12 protein-coding genes and 1 tRNA gene are annotated in these 14,699 nt (G+C 65.1%); 9 read left to right on the plus strand and 4 right to left on the minus strand.

Annotation, left to right across the window (positions count from 1 at the left end; all coding sequences use genetic code 11):
• Positions 1-69: 69 nt before the first annotated feature.
• Together B9N75_RS02680 and B9N75_RS02685 are read right to left on the minus strand one after the other, a co-directional pair.
• Positions 70-2,241, minus strand: a complete 2,172-nt coding sequence (locus B9N75_RS02680; RefSeq protein ID WP_085217406.1) for a M10 family metallopeptidase — start codon at positions 2,239-2,241, stop codon at positions 70-72.
• A 189-nt stretch (positions 2,242-2,430) separates the two neighbouring features.
• Positions 2,431-2,518: transfer RNA gene (locus B9N75_RS02685), tRNA-Ser, on the minus strand.
• A gap of 151 nt (positions 2,519-2,669) precedes the next feature.
• Here B9N75_RS02685 and hspQ point away from each other — a divergent pair.
• From hspQ to B9N75_RS02705, 4 genes are all read left to right on the plus strand, one after another.
• A complete protein-coding gene (hspQ, locus tag B9N75_RS02690; protein WP_085219365.1) occupies positions 2,670-3,050 on the plus strand; it encodes a heat shock protein HspQ in 381 nt (126 codons plus the stop codon).
• 143 nt (positions 3,051-3,193) lie between these two features.
• Positions 3,194-3,724, plus strand: a complete 531-nt coding sequence (rplU, locus tag B9N75_RS02695) for a 50S ribosomal protein L21 (RefSeq protein ID WP_085217407.1) — start codon at positions 3,194-3,196, stop codon at positions 3,722-3,724.
• A 26-nt stretch (positions 3,725-3,750) separates the two neighbouring features.
• Positions 3,751-4,020, plus strand: a complete 270-nt coding sequence (rpmA, locus tag B9N75_RS02700; RefSeq protein ID WP_085217408.1) for a 50S ribosomal protein L27 — start codon at positions 3,751-3,753, stop codon at positions 4,018-4,020.
• Between the two features lie 167 nt (positions 4,021-4,187).
• The gene (locus tag B9N75_RS02705; RefSeq protein WP_085217409.1) at positions 4,188-4,751 is read left to right on the plus strand and encodes a GNAT family N-acetyltransferase; all 564 of its coding nucleotides are present in this window, start codon (positions 4,188-4,190) and stop codon (positions 4,749-4,751) included.
• Positions 4,752-4,806: 55 nt separating this feature from the next.
• On the opposite strand, the gene B9N75_RS02710 is transcribed toward B9N75_RS02705, so the two are convergent.
• Together B9N75_RS02710 and B9N75_RS02715 are read right to left on the minus strand one after the other, a co-directional pair.
• Positions 4,807-6,555, minus strand: a complete 1,749-nt coding sequence (locus B9N75_RS02710) for a DUF885 domain-containing protein (protein ID WP_085217410.1) — start codon at positions 6,553-6,555, stop codon at positions 4,807-4,809.
• Between the two features lie 24 nt (positions 6,556-6,579).
• A complete protein-coding gene (locus B9N75_RS02715) occupies positions 6,580-8,325 on the minus strand; it encodes a DUF885 domain-containing protein (RefSeq protein ID WP_085217411.1) in 1,746 nt (581 codons plus the stop codon).
• 113 nt (positions 8,326-8,438) lie between these two features.
• Here B9N75_RS02715 and B9N75_RS02720 point away from each other — a divergent pair, with 113 nt between their 5' ends.
• The 5 genes from B9N75_RS02720 to B9N75_RS02740 all read left to right on the plus strand — a co-directional run bounded on the left by B9N75_RS02720 (position 8,439) and on the right by B9N75_RS02740 (position 14,698).
• Complete coding sequence (locus B9N75_RS02720; RefSeq protein ID WP_157123663.1) at positions 8,439-9,911, plus strand: hypothetical protein; 1,473 nt, start codon at positions 8,439-8,441, stop codon at positions 9,909-9,911.
• Complete coding sequence (locus B9N75_RS02725) at positions 9,908-11,314, plus strand: peptide MFS transporter (protein ID WP_085217413.1); 1,407 nt, start codon at positions 9,908-9,910, stop codon at positions 11,312-11,314. Before B9N75_RS02720 ends, B9N75_RS02725 begins: the two co-directional genes overlap by 4 nt.
• A 44-nt stretch (positions 11,315-11,358) precedes the next feature.
• Positions 11,359-12,597, plus strand: a complete 1,239-nt coding sequence (locus B9N75_RS02730; protein ID WP_085217414.1) for a putative DNA modification/repair radical SAM protein — start codon at positions 11,359-11,361, stop codon at positions 12,595-12,597.
• Between the two features lie 71 nt (positions 12,598-12,668).
• Positions 12,669-13,151 carry a hemerythrin domain-containing protein gene (locus tag B9N75_RS02735; RefSeq protein ID WP_085217415.1) on the plus strand — a complete coding sequence of 161 codons (483 nt, stop codon included), beginning with the start codon at positions 12,669-12,671 and terminating at the stop codon, positions 13,149-13,151.
• A gap of 92 nt (positions 13,152-13,243) precedes the next feature.
• Entirely contained in the window at positions 13,244-14,698 is a 1,455-nt protein-coding gene (locus B9N75_RS02740; RefSeq protein ID WP_085217416.1) for a UdgX family uracil-DNA binding protein, read from the plus strand.
• The last annotated feature ends 1 nt before the right edge of the window (position 14,699 follow it).

The raw sequence follows: 14,699 nt of genomic DNA on the forward strand, positions 1-14,699 counted from the left end.
CTAAAGGCGACAAAGAAAAAGGGGCGCCGGGATTTCTCCCGGCGTCCCTTCTTCTTGCGCTGACTTCGATCAGGCGGCGACGTTGACCGTCAGGATCAGGTCGTCGGCACGGATGGCGGTGGCACCGACGTTGATCTGGAAGTCGGCGACACCGTCGCCGTTGACGTCACCGGCGATGATCGTCGAACCGCGGTCCACGAACGTGCGGAGCTCGCCGGCGGTGCCGGAGAAAGCCGCGTTGCCGATGAAGTTGAACTGCTCGTTCACCGCATCGACGTTGATGTTCGGGTCGATCCCGGTCAGGTCGATCTTGTCGCCCTGGCCGCGGCGGAAGTCGACGATCGTGTCGTAGCCGCCGAGATCCGAGAAGCGGAACGTATCCGCACCCGCACCGCCGTACAGCTTGTCGTCGCCCGCACCGCCGTCGAGCACGTCGTTGCCGGCATCGCCGTACAGCGTGTCGTTGCCGGCATCGCCGAACAGGATGTCGTCGCCGGCACCGCCCATGATGGTGTCGTTGCCTTCACCGCCACGGATCGTGTCGTTGCCGCCGTCGCCGAACAGCTGATCGTTGCCCTCGCCGCCGTCGATCTCATCATTGCCGTTGCGACCATAAATGATGTCGGCGCCGCCGATGCCGTTAAGCACGTTGTCGCCGTCGCTGCCGGTCAGCACGTCGTTGTGACGGCTGCCGGTGACGCCCTCGATCGAGATCAGCACGTCGCCAGCCGCACCGCCCGACACGAGGCCATTGGCGAGGTTGACGCTGACCGCGGTGCCCGAGGTCTGGTAGCTGACGATGTCGTTGCCGCCGCCGCCGTCAAGGCGGTTGGCCGCACCGTTGGCGACGATCGTGTCGTCCCCGTCGCCGCCGACCGCATTCTCGATGATCGAATTGTACGCGATCGAGATGTTATCGCGCATCAGACCGTCGGTGTAGAAGCCGCCAAACAGCTCGATGTACAGGTCGTAATCGGCTTGGGTGCGCGGCGCGAGACCAAGCGCCGCACGACGGCTGTTGATCTCGTCGAGCGTCGGGATGTCTTCCGAATAGAAGCCGCCCGCGCTGCTGAACGACCCCGGATTCAAGTCGATGAACGAGCGGGTGTTGTAGCCCGACAGGTCGAGCGTATCGTTGCCGCCCGCATCGTAGATCGAGATGCTTGGCGCCGGGGTCTTCGAGAAGTCGTACATGTCCTTCCCGGCGTTGCTGTTGAAGCCATAGACCGTGTCGCCGGTGCGCGTGGTGAGATCGGCTCCGTAGATGCGCTGGATCGCCAGGATATCGTGAACCTTGGGGGTAGAATTATAGCTGTAATTCAGCGTTGCCCAGTTCACCGAAGACGCGCCGGTCTCTTCCGCGTCCCAGTAGGACATGATCGAGTACATGCGCGAATCCTGGTAATATTCCGCGCCATTGTCGTAGGTGACATCGAAGCCAGGGCCGAAGTTATAGGCACCGGGGTGATCCAGCCCCAATGAGTGGCCCAGCTCGTGGATGAGCGTATCGAGACCATATTGACCCGGCAGGAACTGGGCGTTCGAAGCCTGGTTGGGATTGATATAGACGTCTCCCGCAATCTCGGCGTAGGTCACCACCTGACCTTGCGAGTTTATGACGGGACTACCGTTGGTATAGGTGACATTCCCATAATCATAGGGCGGGTAGGCGCTCGCCTGGATGGGTCCCGTCGTGGTGTTCATCAGATTGATGTCCGCCTGCGAGAAATGCTTCTCGACGAATTTGACGTCGATGAGATCGTCCCACATGCTGATCGCCAGCCGCGTCGCTTCGCGCTGCGCAGCCGTGAAAGCGGAAAAGCCGTTGGTCTGGCCCATGGCCGATACAACCGAACCATTCGGCAGGCGGATGATGTAGGGCTCCGGCAACGTCGCCTGCGTCTCGTAGAAACCGAAGGCAATTTCATTGAGCGGGCCGCCCGACGGATTGCCCTTGGTCGCGGCGAGATCGTAATAAGTGTTATTGGCATCGCCCTTGGCGCCGAGCCAGTTCGCACCCGAATTGTACGAGACGCCATTGACCGTGATCACGCCATCGCCGCGATTTAGATAATAGGCGGCCTCCTCTTTGGTGAAGACGGGCTTGCCGCGGATCGTGCCGCCCTGCCCGTCGACCGAAGCTTCATAGGTTCGGGGCCCAAAGCGGACGAGGTCCGCTTGCTCCCAGAACGGCGTCTGCCGGTCGCTCTGGTAACCGTCTTCGATCGATTTGATCGTCATCGCATTCCTCCCTTTCGCATCGGCGAGGCTGAGGCGCAGACAAGACTGCCCCACGCCCCCGTGGCTGCGGCAGGGCTAGACCAATGTTTCGCGGTGATGTTGTCGCGCGCTGCGAATCTTTAACGATTTCGCGAAAGCTCCGTGGCCGTCCCGGGATGAGGCAACGGCGCGAAGCGACGGTGCCTGCGTTGGCGGAGAGGGTGGGATTCGAACCCACGGTACGTTGCCGCACAACGGTTTTCGAGACCGTCCCAATCGACCACTCTGGCACCTCTCCGCGGCGCGTGGCCTTTCCGCTGACGCGGCAAGCCCTGTCGACGGCGGGCCGCTTAGCCGATGGTCCGGGGCTTGCCAACCCACCAACATGCCCTCGCGCCCCGGCGCCATTTCTTGCCAGCGGGGCCGCGGCTCCTACATAAGCAGGCATGATGACGGATTCGAATAGCCCTGCCCCCGATGCGACCGGCGCGATTGCAGCGCCGCCGGTGGCGCGCGCCAATTTCTCGATCGGCGATCTGGTGCGGCACCGCCTGTTCGATTTCCGCGGCGTGATCTTCGACGTCGATCCGGTCTTCGCCAATACCGACGAATGGTATGACGCGATCCCGGCCGACATCCGCCCGCGCAAAGACCAGCCCTTCTACCACCTGCTCGCCGAAAATTCGGATTCGAGCTACGTCGCCTACGTCAGCCAGCAGAATCTGGTGCACGACGAGAGCGAGGAGCCGATCGACCATCCGGCGATCGACGGCATGTTCGAGGATTTCGCCGGCGGCCGCTACATGCTCCGCCGCGAGCGCCGCCACTAGGCGACCCGCCCCCAAGCCTCCGGGCCCGACGTGTCGGTTGACACACAAAGGCACCCAAGCTAGCAGCCCCTCCATCCCGCGCGGGGGCTAAGGCCGTGGCCGATGTTCCGTGTGGATCAGCTTTAGAAGGTTTGGATAAAGTCATGTTCGCAGTCGTGCGCACGGGCGGCAAGCAGTATCGCGTCGCCCCCGGAGACAAGATCGCCGTGGAGAAGCTGGCCGGAGAGGCTGGTGACACCATCTCGCTGGGCGACGTGCTGCTCGCGGGCGAAGGCTCCGACCTCAAGTCCACCGACGGGCTCACCGTTTCCGCCGAGATCGTCGCCCAGGCGAAGGGCGAGAAGGTGATCGTGTTCAAGAAGCGCCGCCGGCATAATTACCGGCGCAAGGCGGGTCACCGCCAGCAGTACACGATCCTGAAGATCACCGCGATCGGCGACAAGAAGGCGGAGCCCAAGAAGGCCGCGCCGAAGAAGGAAGAAGCCCCTAAGGCCGAAGCCGCGCCGAAGCCGGAAAAGGCCGAGGCAGCGCCCGCACCCAAGAAGGAAGCCGCACCCAAAGCCGCCGCAAAACCCAAGGCCGAAAAGGCCGAGGCGAAGGCGGAGGAGCCGGTGAAGAAGGCAGCGACCAAAAAGGCCGCGACCAAGAAGCCCGCGTCTGATAAGAACGCGTAAAGAGATTCGAAGGTAAGAGAAGACCCATGGCACACAAAAAAGCAGGCGGCTCATCGCGCAACGGTCGTGACTCGGCCGGCCGTCGCCTTGGCGTGAAGAAGTTCGGCGGCGAGACGGTCGTCGGCGGCAACATCATCGTGCGCCAACGCGGCACCAAATATTATCCGGGCACCGGCGTGGGTATGGGCAAGGACCATACCCTCTTTGCGCTTACCGGTGGCACCGTCGCGTTCCGCGACGGCAAGCTGGGCCGCAAATTTGTCTGTGTAGACATGATTACGGAAGCAGCAGAATAGGGACGGTCGAAGAAGGACCGTCCTCCAGGGGGCGGTCCTCAGGTTCCACCAGGAACATTCGAGGGAGAAGGGACAGCCCCCTTCTCCCTTTTTTATTTCTCCCTCGAAAACTGACGCCGGACCGTAACCCGAGGGGGGTAGCGGCGGCGCGAGAGAGGAGGAAGACCATGTTCGCAAGGACACCCAGGCTGCTGCTGCGTCCCGGCTGGGCAGAGGACGCGCCCGCACTTGCCGCGGCAATCGCCGACGAAGCTATCGTCCGCAATCTGGCGAGCCCGCCCTGGCCCTATAGCCTGAACGACGCCGAGGCCTGGCTGACGCGCGACCGCGACGCACACGAGCCGGCGCTGCTGGTGTTCCGCCGTACCGCGGGCGCGCCGCAGCTGATCGGCGCCGCGGGCTTCGGCCCGATGCCCGACGGGCGGATCGAGCTCGGCTATTGGATCGCGCGCCGCCACTGGGGCCTGGGCTATGCCACCGAGGCGGCCGAGGCGATGATCGCCAATGCGCGCGACACGCTGCGGCTGAATCGGCTCTACGCCGGCCATTTCACCGACAATCCGGCGTCAGGCCGCGTGCTCGAGAAGCTCGGCTTCGTCGCGACGGGGCAGATCGCGCAGCGCTACAGCGTCGCGCGGCGCGGCGCGGCGCCGTGCCGCGAGTTCGTGCGCGATCTCACCGCGGCGGCCGCGCCGTGCGATCAGGAAGCGGCCTGTCGCCAAGCTGCCTGAAGCCTGATTGAAACAACCGGGGCCGCGCGTTTCCTCTCCGCGCGGCCCCGGCCCCTCACGCCTTCGCCTTCTCCGCGGCGATCCACGTGTCCACCTGCGTTTCCAGCACGTCGAGCGGCACCGCCCCCTGATCGAGCACGGCGTCGTGGAAGTGGCGGAGATCGAACCGCTCGCCCAGCGCCTTCTCCGCCTTCTGCCTCAGCTCCATGATCTTGAGCTGGCCGATCTTGTAGGCCAGCGCCTGTCCCGGCCAGCCGATATAGCGATTGACCTCCGCATCGATATTGGCGTCGGACATCGCGCTATTGTCCTTCATGAAGGCGACCGCCTTGTCGCGGCTCCAGCCCTTGGCGTGCATGCCGGTGTCGACCACCAGCCGGCACGCGCGCCACATGTCGTAGCTGAGGCGCCCCATCTCCTTCTCGGGCGTGTCGTAGAGCCCCATCTCGATGCCCAACCGCTCCGAATAGAGTCCCCAGCCCTCGCTGAAGGCGGTGAAATTGGCGGCGTTGCGGCGATAGGGCGAGATTTCGAGTTCCTGTTGCAGCGCGATCTGGTGGTGATGTCCCGGCACCGCCTCGTGCACCGTCAGCACCGGCACTTCCCAGAACGGCCGCTGATCGAGCTTGGAGGTGTTGACGAAGTAGAAGCCGGCAAGCCCCGCGGCGGGCGACCCCGGATAATAATAAGCCGTCGTCTGCGTCTCGGCATTCGCCGCCGGGATTTCCTTGATGCCATAGGGCAGCCGCGGCAGGCGGCCCATGATCTCGGGCATCTTGCCGTCGATGATCTTGGTCTGCCGCGCGGTGTAGGTGAGCAGCTCCTCGGGCGTCTTGGCATAATATTTGGGGTTGGTGCGCAGCTCCTGGATGAACGCCTCGCGGCTCGCGAAACCCGCCTTCTTGGCAAGCGCGTCCATCTCGCCGCGGATGCGTTTGACCTCGTCGAGGCCGATCTGGTGGATCCGGTCGGGGCTTAGATCGGTGGTCGTCTCCTGCCGTACGCGGAAGGCGTAATAGGCCTTGCCGTTCGGCATCGCGGTGGTCGCGATGTCCTTGCGGCACTTGGGCAGATATTCCTTCTCGAAGAAGGTGGAGAAGTTGCGATAGGCGGGGTTCACCCCTTGCGTGATCGCGCGTGCACCGCGCGCCTGCAGCGCCTCCCAGTCGGCGTCCGAAATGCTGTCGGGCTTGCGGCGGGTGAACGGGCCGTAGAAGCGCGACTTGGTGGCATCGTCGGCGATCTCGGCGGTAATCGTCGCGCCGAACCCGCCGAGCGTGACGCAGGGCTGGGTGAAGCCGCCCTTCACGCCCTCGCGGCTGACCGCGATCGCCTGATCGACGGCGGCCGGCACCTTCTCCAGCCGGGCGATGTAATTCTCGTAATCCGCCTTGGAGCGCAGCGGCATAAAATTGCCGAGCTCGGGCAGGAACTGGTGGAAGCTGCCTGTGCTGGAGAAGATCATCGTCCGCTGGCCGAAGCGGTTGGCCTCAATCTGCTCGGCGAGCCCGCGCTTGACGATCGCCTTGTCGACGCGCTGCGCCGGCGAGAGGCCGCTGTCGGGGATGGCGTCGAGCCGCGCGATCAACTCCGCTGCTTCCTTGGCCTGCCGGTCCTGCGCCGCGAGGGTGAAGTCGCCCAGCTCGCTCTCGCCGCCGCGCTCGCCGTAAAAGGTCGCGGACAGGGGATTATTCTTGAGATACCAGGCCCAGTGATCGTCGAGCACACGGGCGAGATCGTCGGCCGGCGCCGCCCAGGCCGGCGTCGCCGCGGCAAGCAACAGAGCAATGATGGTCTTGCGCATGTCAGTCCCCCTATTTCGTAAAGATCAGCGTGTCTTCTCCGCCGCGATCCACTCGCGGACCTGCACTTCGAGCACGTCGAGCGGCACCGAACCCTGCCCCAGCACTGCATCGTGGAAGCGGCGGATGTCGAACTTGCCGCCCAACGCCTTCTCCGCCTCGGCGCGCAGCTCGCGGATGCGGATGTTGCCGATCATGTAGCCCAGCGCCTGGCCGGGCCACGAGATGTAGCGGTTTACTTCGGCATCGATATTAGCGTCGGTGAGCGCGCTATTGTCCTTCATGAAGGCGACGGCGCGCGCCTTGTCCCAGCCCTTCGAATGTATGCCCGTATCGACCACCAGCCGGCACGCGCGCCACATCTGGTAGGAGAGCTGGCCCATCTTCTTGGCCGGCGTGTCGTAGAGGCCCATCTCCGTCCCCAGGCTTTCGGCATAAAGGCCCCAGCCTTCGGTGAAGGCGGTGAAGCTGGTGAAGTTGCGGCGGAAGGGCGGCAGGTCCAGCTCCTGCTGGAGCGAGATTTGGTGGTGATGGCCGGGCACCGCCTCGTGCAGCGACAGCGCGGGGATTTCCCACAGCGGCCGCTGGTTCAGTTTCGACGTGTTGACGTAATAGGTGCCGGCGATGCCGCTTTCGGGCGATCCGGAGCCGTAGAAGGCAGTGGTCGTCCCATCCGCGATCTCGGCGGGGATAGGCCTCAGGCCATAAGGCAGCCGCGGCAGGCGGCCGAAGAACTTTGGCATCTGCCCGTCGATCGTCTTGGTGACGATCGCCGATTCTTTCATCAGCGCGTCGGGCGTGGTGACATAATATTTGGGATCGGTGCGGAGCTCGCCAATGAACGCCTCGCGGCTCGGATAGCCAGCGTCCTTCGCGACCTTCTCCATCTCGGCACGGATGCGCTTCACTTCGGCAAGGCCGATGCGGTGGATCTGGTCCGGAGTCAGATCGGTCGTCGTCTCCTGACGGACGCGGAAAGCGTAATAGGCCGGGCCGCCCTTCTGCGCCGAGACGCTGTCCGCCTTCGCGCATTTCGGCAGATATTGCGTCCGGTAGAAATCGAGATGCTTGGCATAGGCCGGGTTCACGACGTTGGTGATCGCATGCTGCGCCTGGCGCTGGAGCTCGGCCCATTGCGCCGCGCTCGCATCCGCCGGGCGGCTGCGCAGGAACGGCTCGTAGAAGCGCGACTTGGCGGGGTCCTCGACGATCACGCCCGCGATCGTCTTCTCGTAACCGGTGAGCACCGAGCAGGGCAGCACATGCCCGCCCTTCACCGCGGTCGCGGTGATGCCGAGCGCGGCGTCATTGAGCGCCGGATAGCCGTTCAGCCGGTTGAGGTAGCTTTCGTAATCGGCGGTGGTGCGGAACGGCAGATTGTCCGCCATTCCGGCGAAGCCCTGGTGCCAGCCGTAATAAGTGGTGAACAGCATGTCGCGCTGCGGGTAGCGATCTTCCTCGATCGTCTCCTCGAGCCCTCGCTTCAGGATGGCGCGGTTGACGCGATCCGCCGGCGGCAGTGTCTCGGCGGGTATGCGGTTCAATTGCTCGAGGAAGAATTTCGCCTGCGTGACGCGCCGCTCGCGGCCCTCGACGCTCATGTCGCGCAGCCGGTCGTCATAGTCCCGGACCCCGAGCGCGGTGGCTTGTTCGGGGTTCTCGCGCAGCAGGAAATCGTAATGCGCATCGAGCAGCTTGCGGAAATCGTCCGCGGGCGCGGCGGCCACCGGAGCGGCAATCAGAAGCGCGGCGGCAAGACCAAGCATTCGCATGAGAATCTCCGGGCAGCGGAATGCGGCACACCCTAGGCGGCATTGGCCCGAGCGCAAGCCGTGGACGAGATGGGGCCACACCGGCTAGGGCGCGGAGCAACGGAAGGACGTGCATGCCGCCACGCGCTACCCCCTCGCCCCGGCGGCTGATGCTGCTGGTCTTCCTGCTAACCTGGCTGTCCTGCTGCTATTTCGGATCCTGGGCGTGGAACCCGAACAATACAACGCGGCTGTTCGCGGCGATCTCGCTGGTCGAGGACGGCGATGCGACGATCGACGAGTTCCAGCATCTCACCATCGATCGCGCCAAGTTCGGCGACCATTATTATACCGACAAGCCGCCGGGGATGACGCTGATGGCGGTGCCCGCCGTCGCGCTCGCCAACGCCTGGACCGGACAGACCTCGCACGCGATGGCGAAGGAGCAGATGGGCGATTTCGACCGCTACCTGCTGGTACGGACGCGGATCGCCACCGCAATGTCTTCGGCGCTGCTGACCGCGCTCGGCGCCGTCGCGCTCTTCTGGCTCGCCTGGTCGCTGACCGGCAGCGCGGGCGCGGCGCTGTTCGGCAGTCTCGGCTATGCGCTCGCGACGCCGATCTGGGGCTGGTCGACCACGCTCTTCGGCCACGCTGCGGTCGGCGCGCTGCTGATCATCGGCACGGCGGCGCTCCATCACGTCGCAATCCGCCCGCCGGGCGTGCGGACGCGCATCGCAGCGGCGCTAGCCGCGGCGACGCTCGCCTGGGCACTGGTCGTCGAGCACCATGCCGTGTTCGCCGTCCTCGCGGTGCTGCTCTACGGCCTCTGGGAAACGCGGTCGCTGGCGGCGCGCGAGCGGCTGGTGCTGCTCGGCTGCGGCCTAGTCGCCGGCCTCGTCGCGATCGCGCCGCTGCCGCTCTACAATCTGCTCGCCTTCGGGACGCCGTTCCAGGTCGGCTATCAGGGCGTCGTCGGCTGGGAGGGCATGCAGCAGGGCGTGCTCGGCCTCACCTACCCGAAGCCCGAAGTGCTGTGGGAGATCACCTTCGGCATGCGGCGCGGTATCCTCTGGTTCGCGCCGGTGCTTGTCCTCGCGCCGGTCGGCCTCTGGCTGCTGTGGCGGCGGCCGGAGGCGCGCGGCACGGCCGCGCTCGCCGTCGCGGTGGACGCGATCTACTGGCTGCTCAACGCCTCCTACGTCTATTGGGACGGCGGCAATTCGAGCGGGCCGCGCCACGCGATGCCCGGCGTCCCTTTCCTCGCGCTCGGTCTTGCGGGCTTCTGGGCGCTGGTCCGCCCGCCGCTGTTCCGCGCCGCCGCGCTGCTGCTGTTCGAGGTGAGTGCCGCCATCGCCTTCATCACCGCCGCCGCCGAGCCGATGGCCTATGCCGAGATCGCCTTCCCGCTCCGCGACGAGATCTGGCAGCGCTTTTCGCGCGACGACATCCGCGCGCTGCCCATCGAGTTCCTCGGCTGGACGCCGAAGCAAGCGGTCACGCTCTACCTCGCGATCCTGTCACTGTTCGTCGTGCTTTTTGCGCTGGCGCTGAGACCCGCGCGGGATAAGGTCCGCATCGGACCGCGTATCGAGGAACGAGCATGACCGTAGCCGAAGCGACACCCGAGCTGGACGCGGTCGATCACGCCGACCGCGCGTTCCTCGGCCATCCCAAGGGCCTCGCCTATCTCGCCTTCACCGAAGCGTGGGAGCGCTTCTCTTATTACGGCATGCAGGCGCTTCTCGTCCTATACATGACGAAGGAGCTGCTGCTCGCCGGCCATGTCGAGAATATCGCGCTCTTCGAGCCGTTCAGCCGGCTCTACGGCGGGCTGCAGGGTCAGGCACTCGCCTCGGCAATCTTCGGCACTTACGCAGCGCTCGTCTATCTGACGCCGATCCTCGGCGGCTTCATCGCCGATCGGATGCTCGGCAAGCGGCGGACCGTCCTGCTCGGCGCGGTTACCATGGCGGCGGGCCATTTCCTGATGGCGTTCGAGCTGACTTTCCTCTTCGCGCTTCTCTGCCTCGTCGTCGGATCGGGGCTGTTCAAGGGCAATATCGCGAGCCAGGTCGGCGCACTCTACAAGCCCGAGGATCTGCGCCGCGCCGACGCGTTCCAGATCTTCTACCTCGGCATCAACGCTGGCGTCATCGCATCGCCGCTCGTCGTCGGCACGCTCGGCGAGGTCTACGGCTGGCATTACGGCTTTGGCGCCGCGGGCGTCGGCATGCTCATCGGCCTCGCCATCTACGTCGCCGGGCAGAAGCACTTGCCCAAAGAGCATTTCGCGCCGCGCGGGCGGGCGGAGGGCGCCGCCACTGCGACGCGCGAGCCGTTCACCCGGCAGGACTGGACCGCGGTCATCGCGCTCATCCTCCTCATCCCGGTGATGGCGATCGCGATCGTCCCCAACAACCAGATCTTCAACGCCTATCTGGTCTGGGGCGATCAGCAGTTTGATCTCTACTGGCGCGGCGAGAAGCTGCCGACGACCTGGCTGGTGACCCTGGACGCCATCGTCTCGGTCAGCTTCCTCGCCGGCGTCGCGCTTTTCTACCGCTGGTACGGCAAGCACTGGCGCGAGCCCGACGAGCTCACCAAGATCATCATCGGCTCGCTCTTCTCGGTGGGCGGCATGCTCTGCCTTTTCATGGCAGCCGCCACGCAGGCGCCCGGCACCAAGATCGGCCTGGCGTGGCCGGTGCTTTTCCATATCGTGAACTCGATCGGCTTCGCGCATATGCTGCCCGTCAGCCTCGCGCTCTTCGCCAAGCTCGCGCCGAAGCAGATCAACGCCACCGTGATCGGCCTTTATTATCTCGCCTTCTTCGCCGGCAATTCGATGGTGGGCTGGGTCGGCGGCTTCTACGAGACGATGCCGACCACCACCTTCTGGCTGATGCACGCCGGGTTCGCAGGGTTTGCGGGCGTGGTTTTCCTGCTGTTCAAGCTGTTCCTCTCCAAGCGGCTGATTGCCCGGGAGCCTAATCCCCTGCCCGATTGATCTGTATCAATGACAATCGGCGTTCGGGAACATAAAAGGAACGAATGTCCCGGCTCGACACGCGTGAAAAGCTAGCGATTCTCGCCGATGCGGCGAAATATGACGCTTCCTGCGCGTCGTCGGGGACGGCCAAGCGCGACAGCCGCGGCGGCAAGGGCATCGGATCGACCGAAGGCATGGGCATCTGCCATGCCTATGCGCCCGACGGCCGCTGCATCTCGCTGCTCAAGATCCTGCTGACCAACAGCTGTATCTTCGACTGCCATTATTGCATCAACCGCAAGAGTTCGAACGTCCGCCGCGCGCGCTTCACAGTCGAGGAAGTCGTCCAGCTCACCCTCGCTTTCTACCGGCGCAATTATATCGAAGGTCTGTTCCTCTCCTCCGGCATCATCCGCTCGTCGGATTATACGATGGAGCAGATCGTCGCGGTCGCGCGCAGCCTGCGGGAGGATCATGATTTCCGCGGCTACATCCACCTTAAGACCATCCCCGATGCCGATCCCGAACTGATCCGGCAGGCGGGCGTCCATGCCGACCGCATTTCGATCAACGTCGAGCTGCCGACTGCGGGCGGGCTCAAGGCGTTGGCGCCCGAGAAGAACGGCGCGCGGATCGAGGGCGCGATGAAGGGCATGAAGGGCGCGATCGAGGATGCGCGCGATGCCAAGCGCAAATATCGCAGCGCTCCCGGCTTCGCGCCCGCCGGCCAATCGACCCAGATGATCGTCGGCGCGGATGCGGCGGACGATGGCGCCATCATCCAGCGCGCGAGCACGCTCTACGACCGCTTCGCGCTCCGCCGGGTCTATTATTCCGCGTTCAGCCCGATCCCAGACGCGAGCCATGTGCTGCCGCTCAAGCGCCCGCCGCTGTTGCGCGAACATCGCCTGTATCAATCGGATTGGATGATGCGCTTCTACGGCTTCAAGCCCACCGAAGTTGCCGACGCGACCGATACGAATGGGATGTTGCCGCTCGACATCGATCCCAAGCTCGCCTGGGCGCTCAAGCATCGCGAGACTTTTCCGGTCGACGTAAACCGTGCGCCGCGCGAGATGCTGCTGCGCATTCCCGGCCTTGGCGTGAAGGCGGTGAACCGCATTATCGCGTCGCGCCGGTGGCGGCGGCTGACGCTGGACGACATCGCGCGGCTCACCGTTTCGATCGCCAAAATGCGGCCGTTTCTGATCGCCGAAGGTTGGCGGCCGACGGCATTGTCCGACCGCGCCGAACTGCATCTTCGCCCCAAGACCGAGCAGCTCGAACTCTTCGCCGGCTGAAACGGATTCGCAGGTGAAACTAGCGGCCTCTTTGGCGGTTTGACGCTCGAACCCAGCAAGGAGGGCCCTTCATGGCCGACGCCCGCATTTTCGCCGATCTGAAGGCGGACCACGATCGCCACCGCGAGCTTCTGGCGCGCATTGCCGAAACCAGCGGCGACACGCCCGAGCGGCGCGAATTATTCGAGAATTTCCGCATCGAAGTTTCGGCGCATGCCGCGGCGGAGGAGGAGTCGCTCTATGCCGCGATGCTCGCCAAGCCCGATCTGCGCGACGAAGCTCGCCATTCAGTGTCCGAGCATAAGGAAGTCGACGATCTGCTCGGCGAGCTGATGGACATAGAGATGAGTTCGGGCGCGTGGCTGACCAAGTTCAAGGAAATGCGCCATCGCTACGAGCATCATATCGACGAGGAAGAGGAAGAGATGTTCCCCGCCGCCGCCGAGGATCTCCCCAAGGCCGAGCAGGATCGGCTCGCCAAGATATTCGAGGATCGCAAGCCCAAGGAACTCGAGCTGGCCGAAGAAAATTCTCCGGGCGACGATCGGGACTGAATGCGACCACTAAAGCCGTCTCGTTCCCCGGCGAAAGCCGGGGTCCAGTCTTCCGGTGAATGCTGGGCCCCGGCTTTCGCCGGGGAACAGGCATGCGCACTGTAACCCTCACGGCCGAGGACGATTTTGACGGCTGGCGCGACGCGGCGCGCGCGCTGGCGCTGGCCGGCGCCGATCCGCAGGAAGTGATCTGGCAGGTCGGCGGCGCGACCGGCGATCTGTTCGCCGACCCCGCCTCCGCGCCGTCGGCGCCAGCCGGCGCCTTCTCCGTCCCGCGCGGCTTCGTCGATCTCGCGTCGGCGGCGATCCTTCATCGCGATGCCGAGCGGTTTGCTTTGCTCTACGCGCTGCTCTGCCGCCTGCGCGAGAATCCCAAGGCGCTCGAGGACCGCGCCGATCCCCTACTTCGCCGCATCGAGGGCATGGCGAAGGAAGTGCGGCGCGATCTCCACAAGATGCATGCCTTCGTCCGTTTCCGCGAAATGGACGACGGCGAGGGCGGCGTCCGCTACGTCGCCTGGTTCGAGCCCGACAATCACATCGTCCGCCGCGGCGCGGGCTTCTTCGCGCGGCGCTTCGCGAGCATGGCCTGGTCGATTTTGACGCCCGAGCTTTCGGCACATTGGGACGGTGCGGCGCTCAGCTTCTCGCCTGGCGCGACGCGGGCCGATGCGCCCGAGGGCGATCCGATCGAGGAGACGTGGAAGACTTATTACGCCTCGATCTTCAATCCGGCGCGGGTGAAGGTGAAGGCGATGACCAAGGAAATGCCGAAGAAATATTGGAAGAATATGCCCGAAACCGCGTTGGTAGGCGGGTTGATCGCAGGAGCGCAGGCGCGCGAGACGGAAATGGTCGCACGATCGGAGACCAAGGTCGCCGCACAGGCGGCAGGCGTGGTGGAAGCGAAGACGGCCGAGCGCGCGATCGAGCCGGGCGGCAATGCGCTCAAGGCCTGGGAAGCGCTGATGGAGGAAGCGCGCGGCTGCCGGCGCTGCCCGCTGTGGCAGCCCGCGACGCAGACCGTGTTCGGCGAAGGCCCACTCGACGCCGCCATCCTCTTCGTCGGAGAGCAGCCGGGCGATCAGGAGGATCTGGCGGGACGCCCGTTCGTCGGCCCCGCGGGGCAGCTCTTCGATCGCGCGCTGGCGGAAGCGGGCGTCGATCGCGCCGCGACCTACGTCTCCAACGCGGTCAAGCATTTCAAATATGAGCAGCGCGGCAAGCGGCGCATCCACTCCAAGCCCAACGGCGCCGAAGTGGAGGCGTGCCGCTGGTGGATCGAGCGCGAGCGCGAACTGATCCGCCCCCCGGTGACGGTCGCGCTCGGCGCCACCGCGGCGCTGTCGCTGTTTCGCAAGCAGGTCACCATCACCCGGATGCGCGGCCAGCCTCACGTTCTCGCCGACGGCAGCGAGGCATGGGTGACGGTCCACCCCAGCTTCCTGCTCCGCATCCCCGAAGAGGACCGCAAGCGCACCGAATATGCCCGCTTCGTCGAGGATCTCGCGCGGATCGGAGCGCGGGCGAAGGAGCTGGCGGGCTAGG

It is taken from the genome of Allosphingosinicella indica (assembly GCF_900177405.1).
Lineage (GTDB): Bacteria > Pseudomonadota > Alphaproteobacteria > Sphingomonadales > Sphingomonadaceae > Allosphingosinicella > Allosphingosinicella indica.

Coding starts and splice junctions, on each gene's coding strand:
- B9N75_RS02730 (WP_085217414.1), top strand. CDS start 11,359: ATGTCCCGGCTCGACACGCGTGAAAAGCTAGCGATTCTCGCCGATGCG.
- B9N75_RS02680 (WP_085217406.1), bottom strand. CDS start 2,241: ATGACGATCAAATCGATCGAAGACGGTTACCAGAGCGACCGGCAGACG.
- hspQ (WP_085219365.1), top strand. CDS start 2,670: ATGACGGATTCGAATAGCCCTGCCCCCGATGCGACCGGCGCGATTGCA.
- rpmA (WP_085217408.1), top strand. CDS start 3,751: ATGGCACACAAAAAAGCAGGCGGCTCATCGCGCAACGGTCGTGACTCG.
- B9N75_RS02720 (WP_157123663.1), top strand. CDS start 8,439: ATGCCGCCACGCGCTACCCCCTCGCCCCGGCGGCTGATGCTGCTGGTC.
- B9N75_RS02705 (WP_085217409.1), top strand. CDS start 4,188: ATGTTCGCAAGGACACCCAGGCTGCTGCTGCGTCCCGGCTGGGCAGAG.
- B9N75_RS02710 (WP_085217410.1), bottom strand. CDS start 6,555: ATGCGCAAGACCATCATTGCTCTGTTGCTTGCCGCGGCGACGCCGGCC.
- B9N75_RS02715 (WP_085217411.1), bottom strand. CDS start 8,325: ATGCGAATGCTTGGTCTTGCCGCCGCGCTTCTGATTGCCGCTCCGGTG.
- B9N75_RS02735 (WP_085217415.1), top strand. CDS start 12,669: ATGGCCGACGCCCGCATTTTCGCCGATCTGAAGGCGGACCACGATCGC.
- rplU (WP_085217407.1), top strand. CDS start 3,194: ATGTTCGCAGTCGTGCGCACGGGCGGCAAGCAGTATCGCGTCGCCCCC.
- B9N75_RS02725 (WP_085217413.1), top strand. CDS start 9,908: ATGACCGTAGCCGAAGCGACACCCGAGCTGGACGCGGTCGATCACGCC.
- B9N75_RS02740 (WP_085217416.1), top strand. CDS start 13,244: ATGCGCACTGTAACCCTCACGGCCGAGGACGATTTTGACGGCTGGCGC.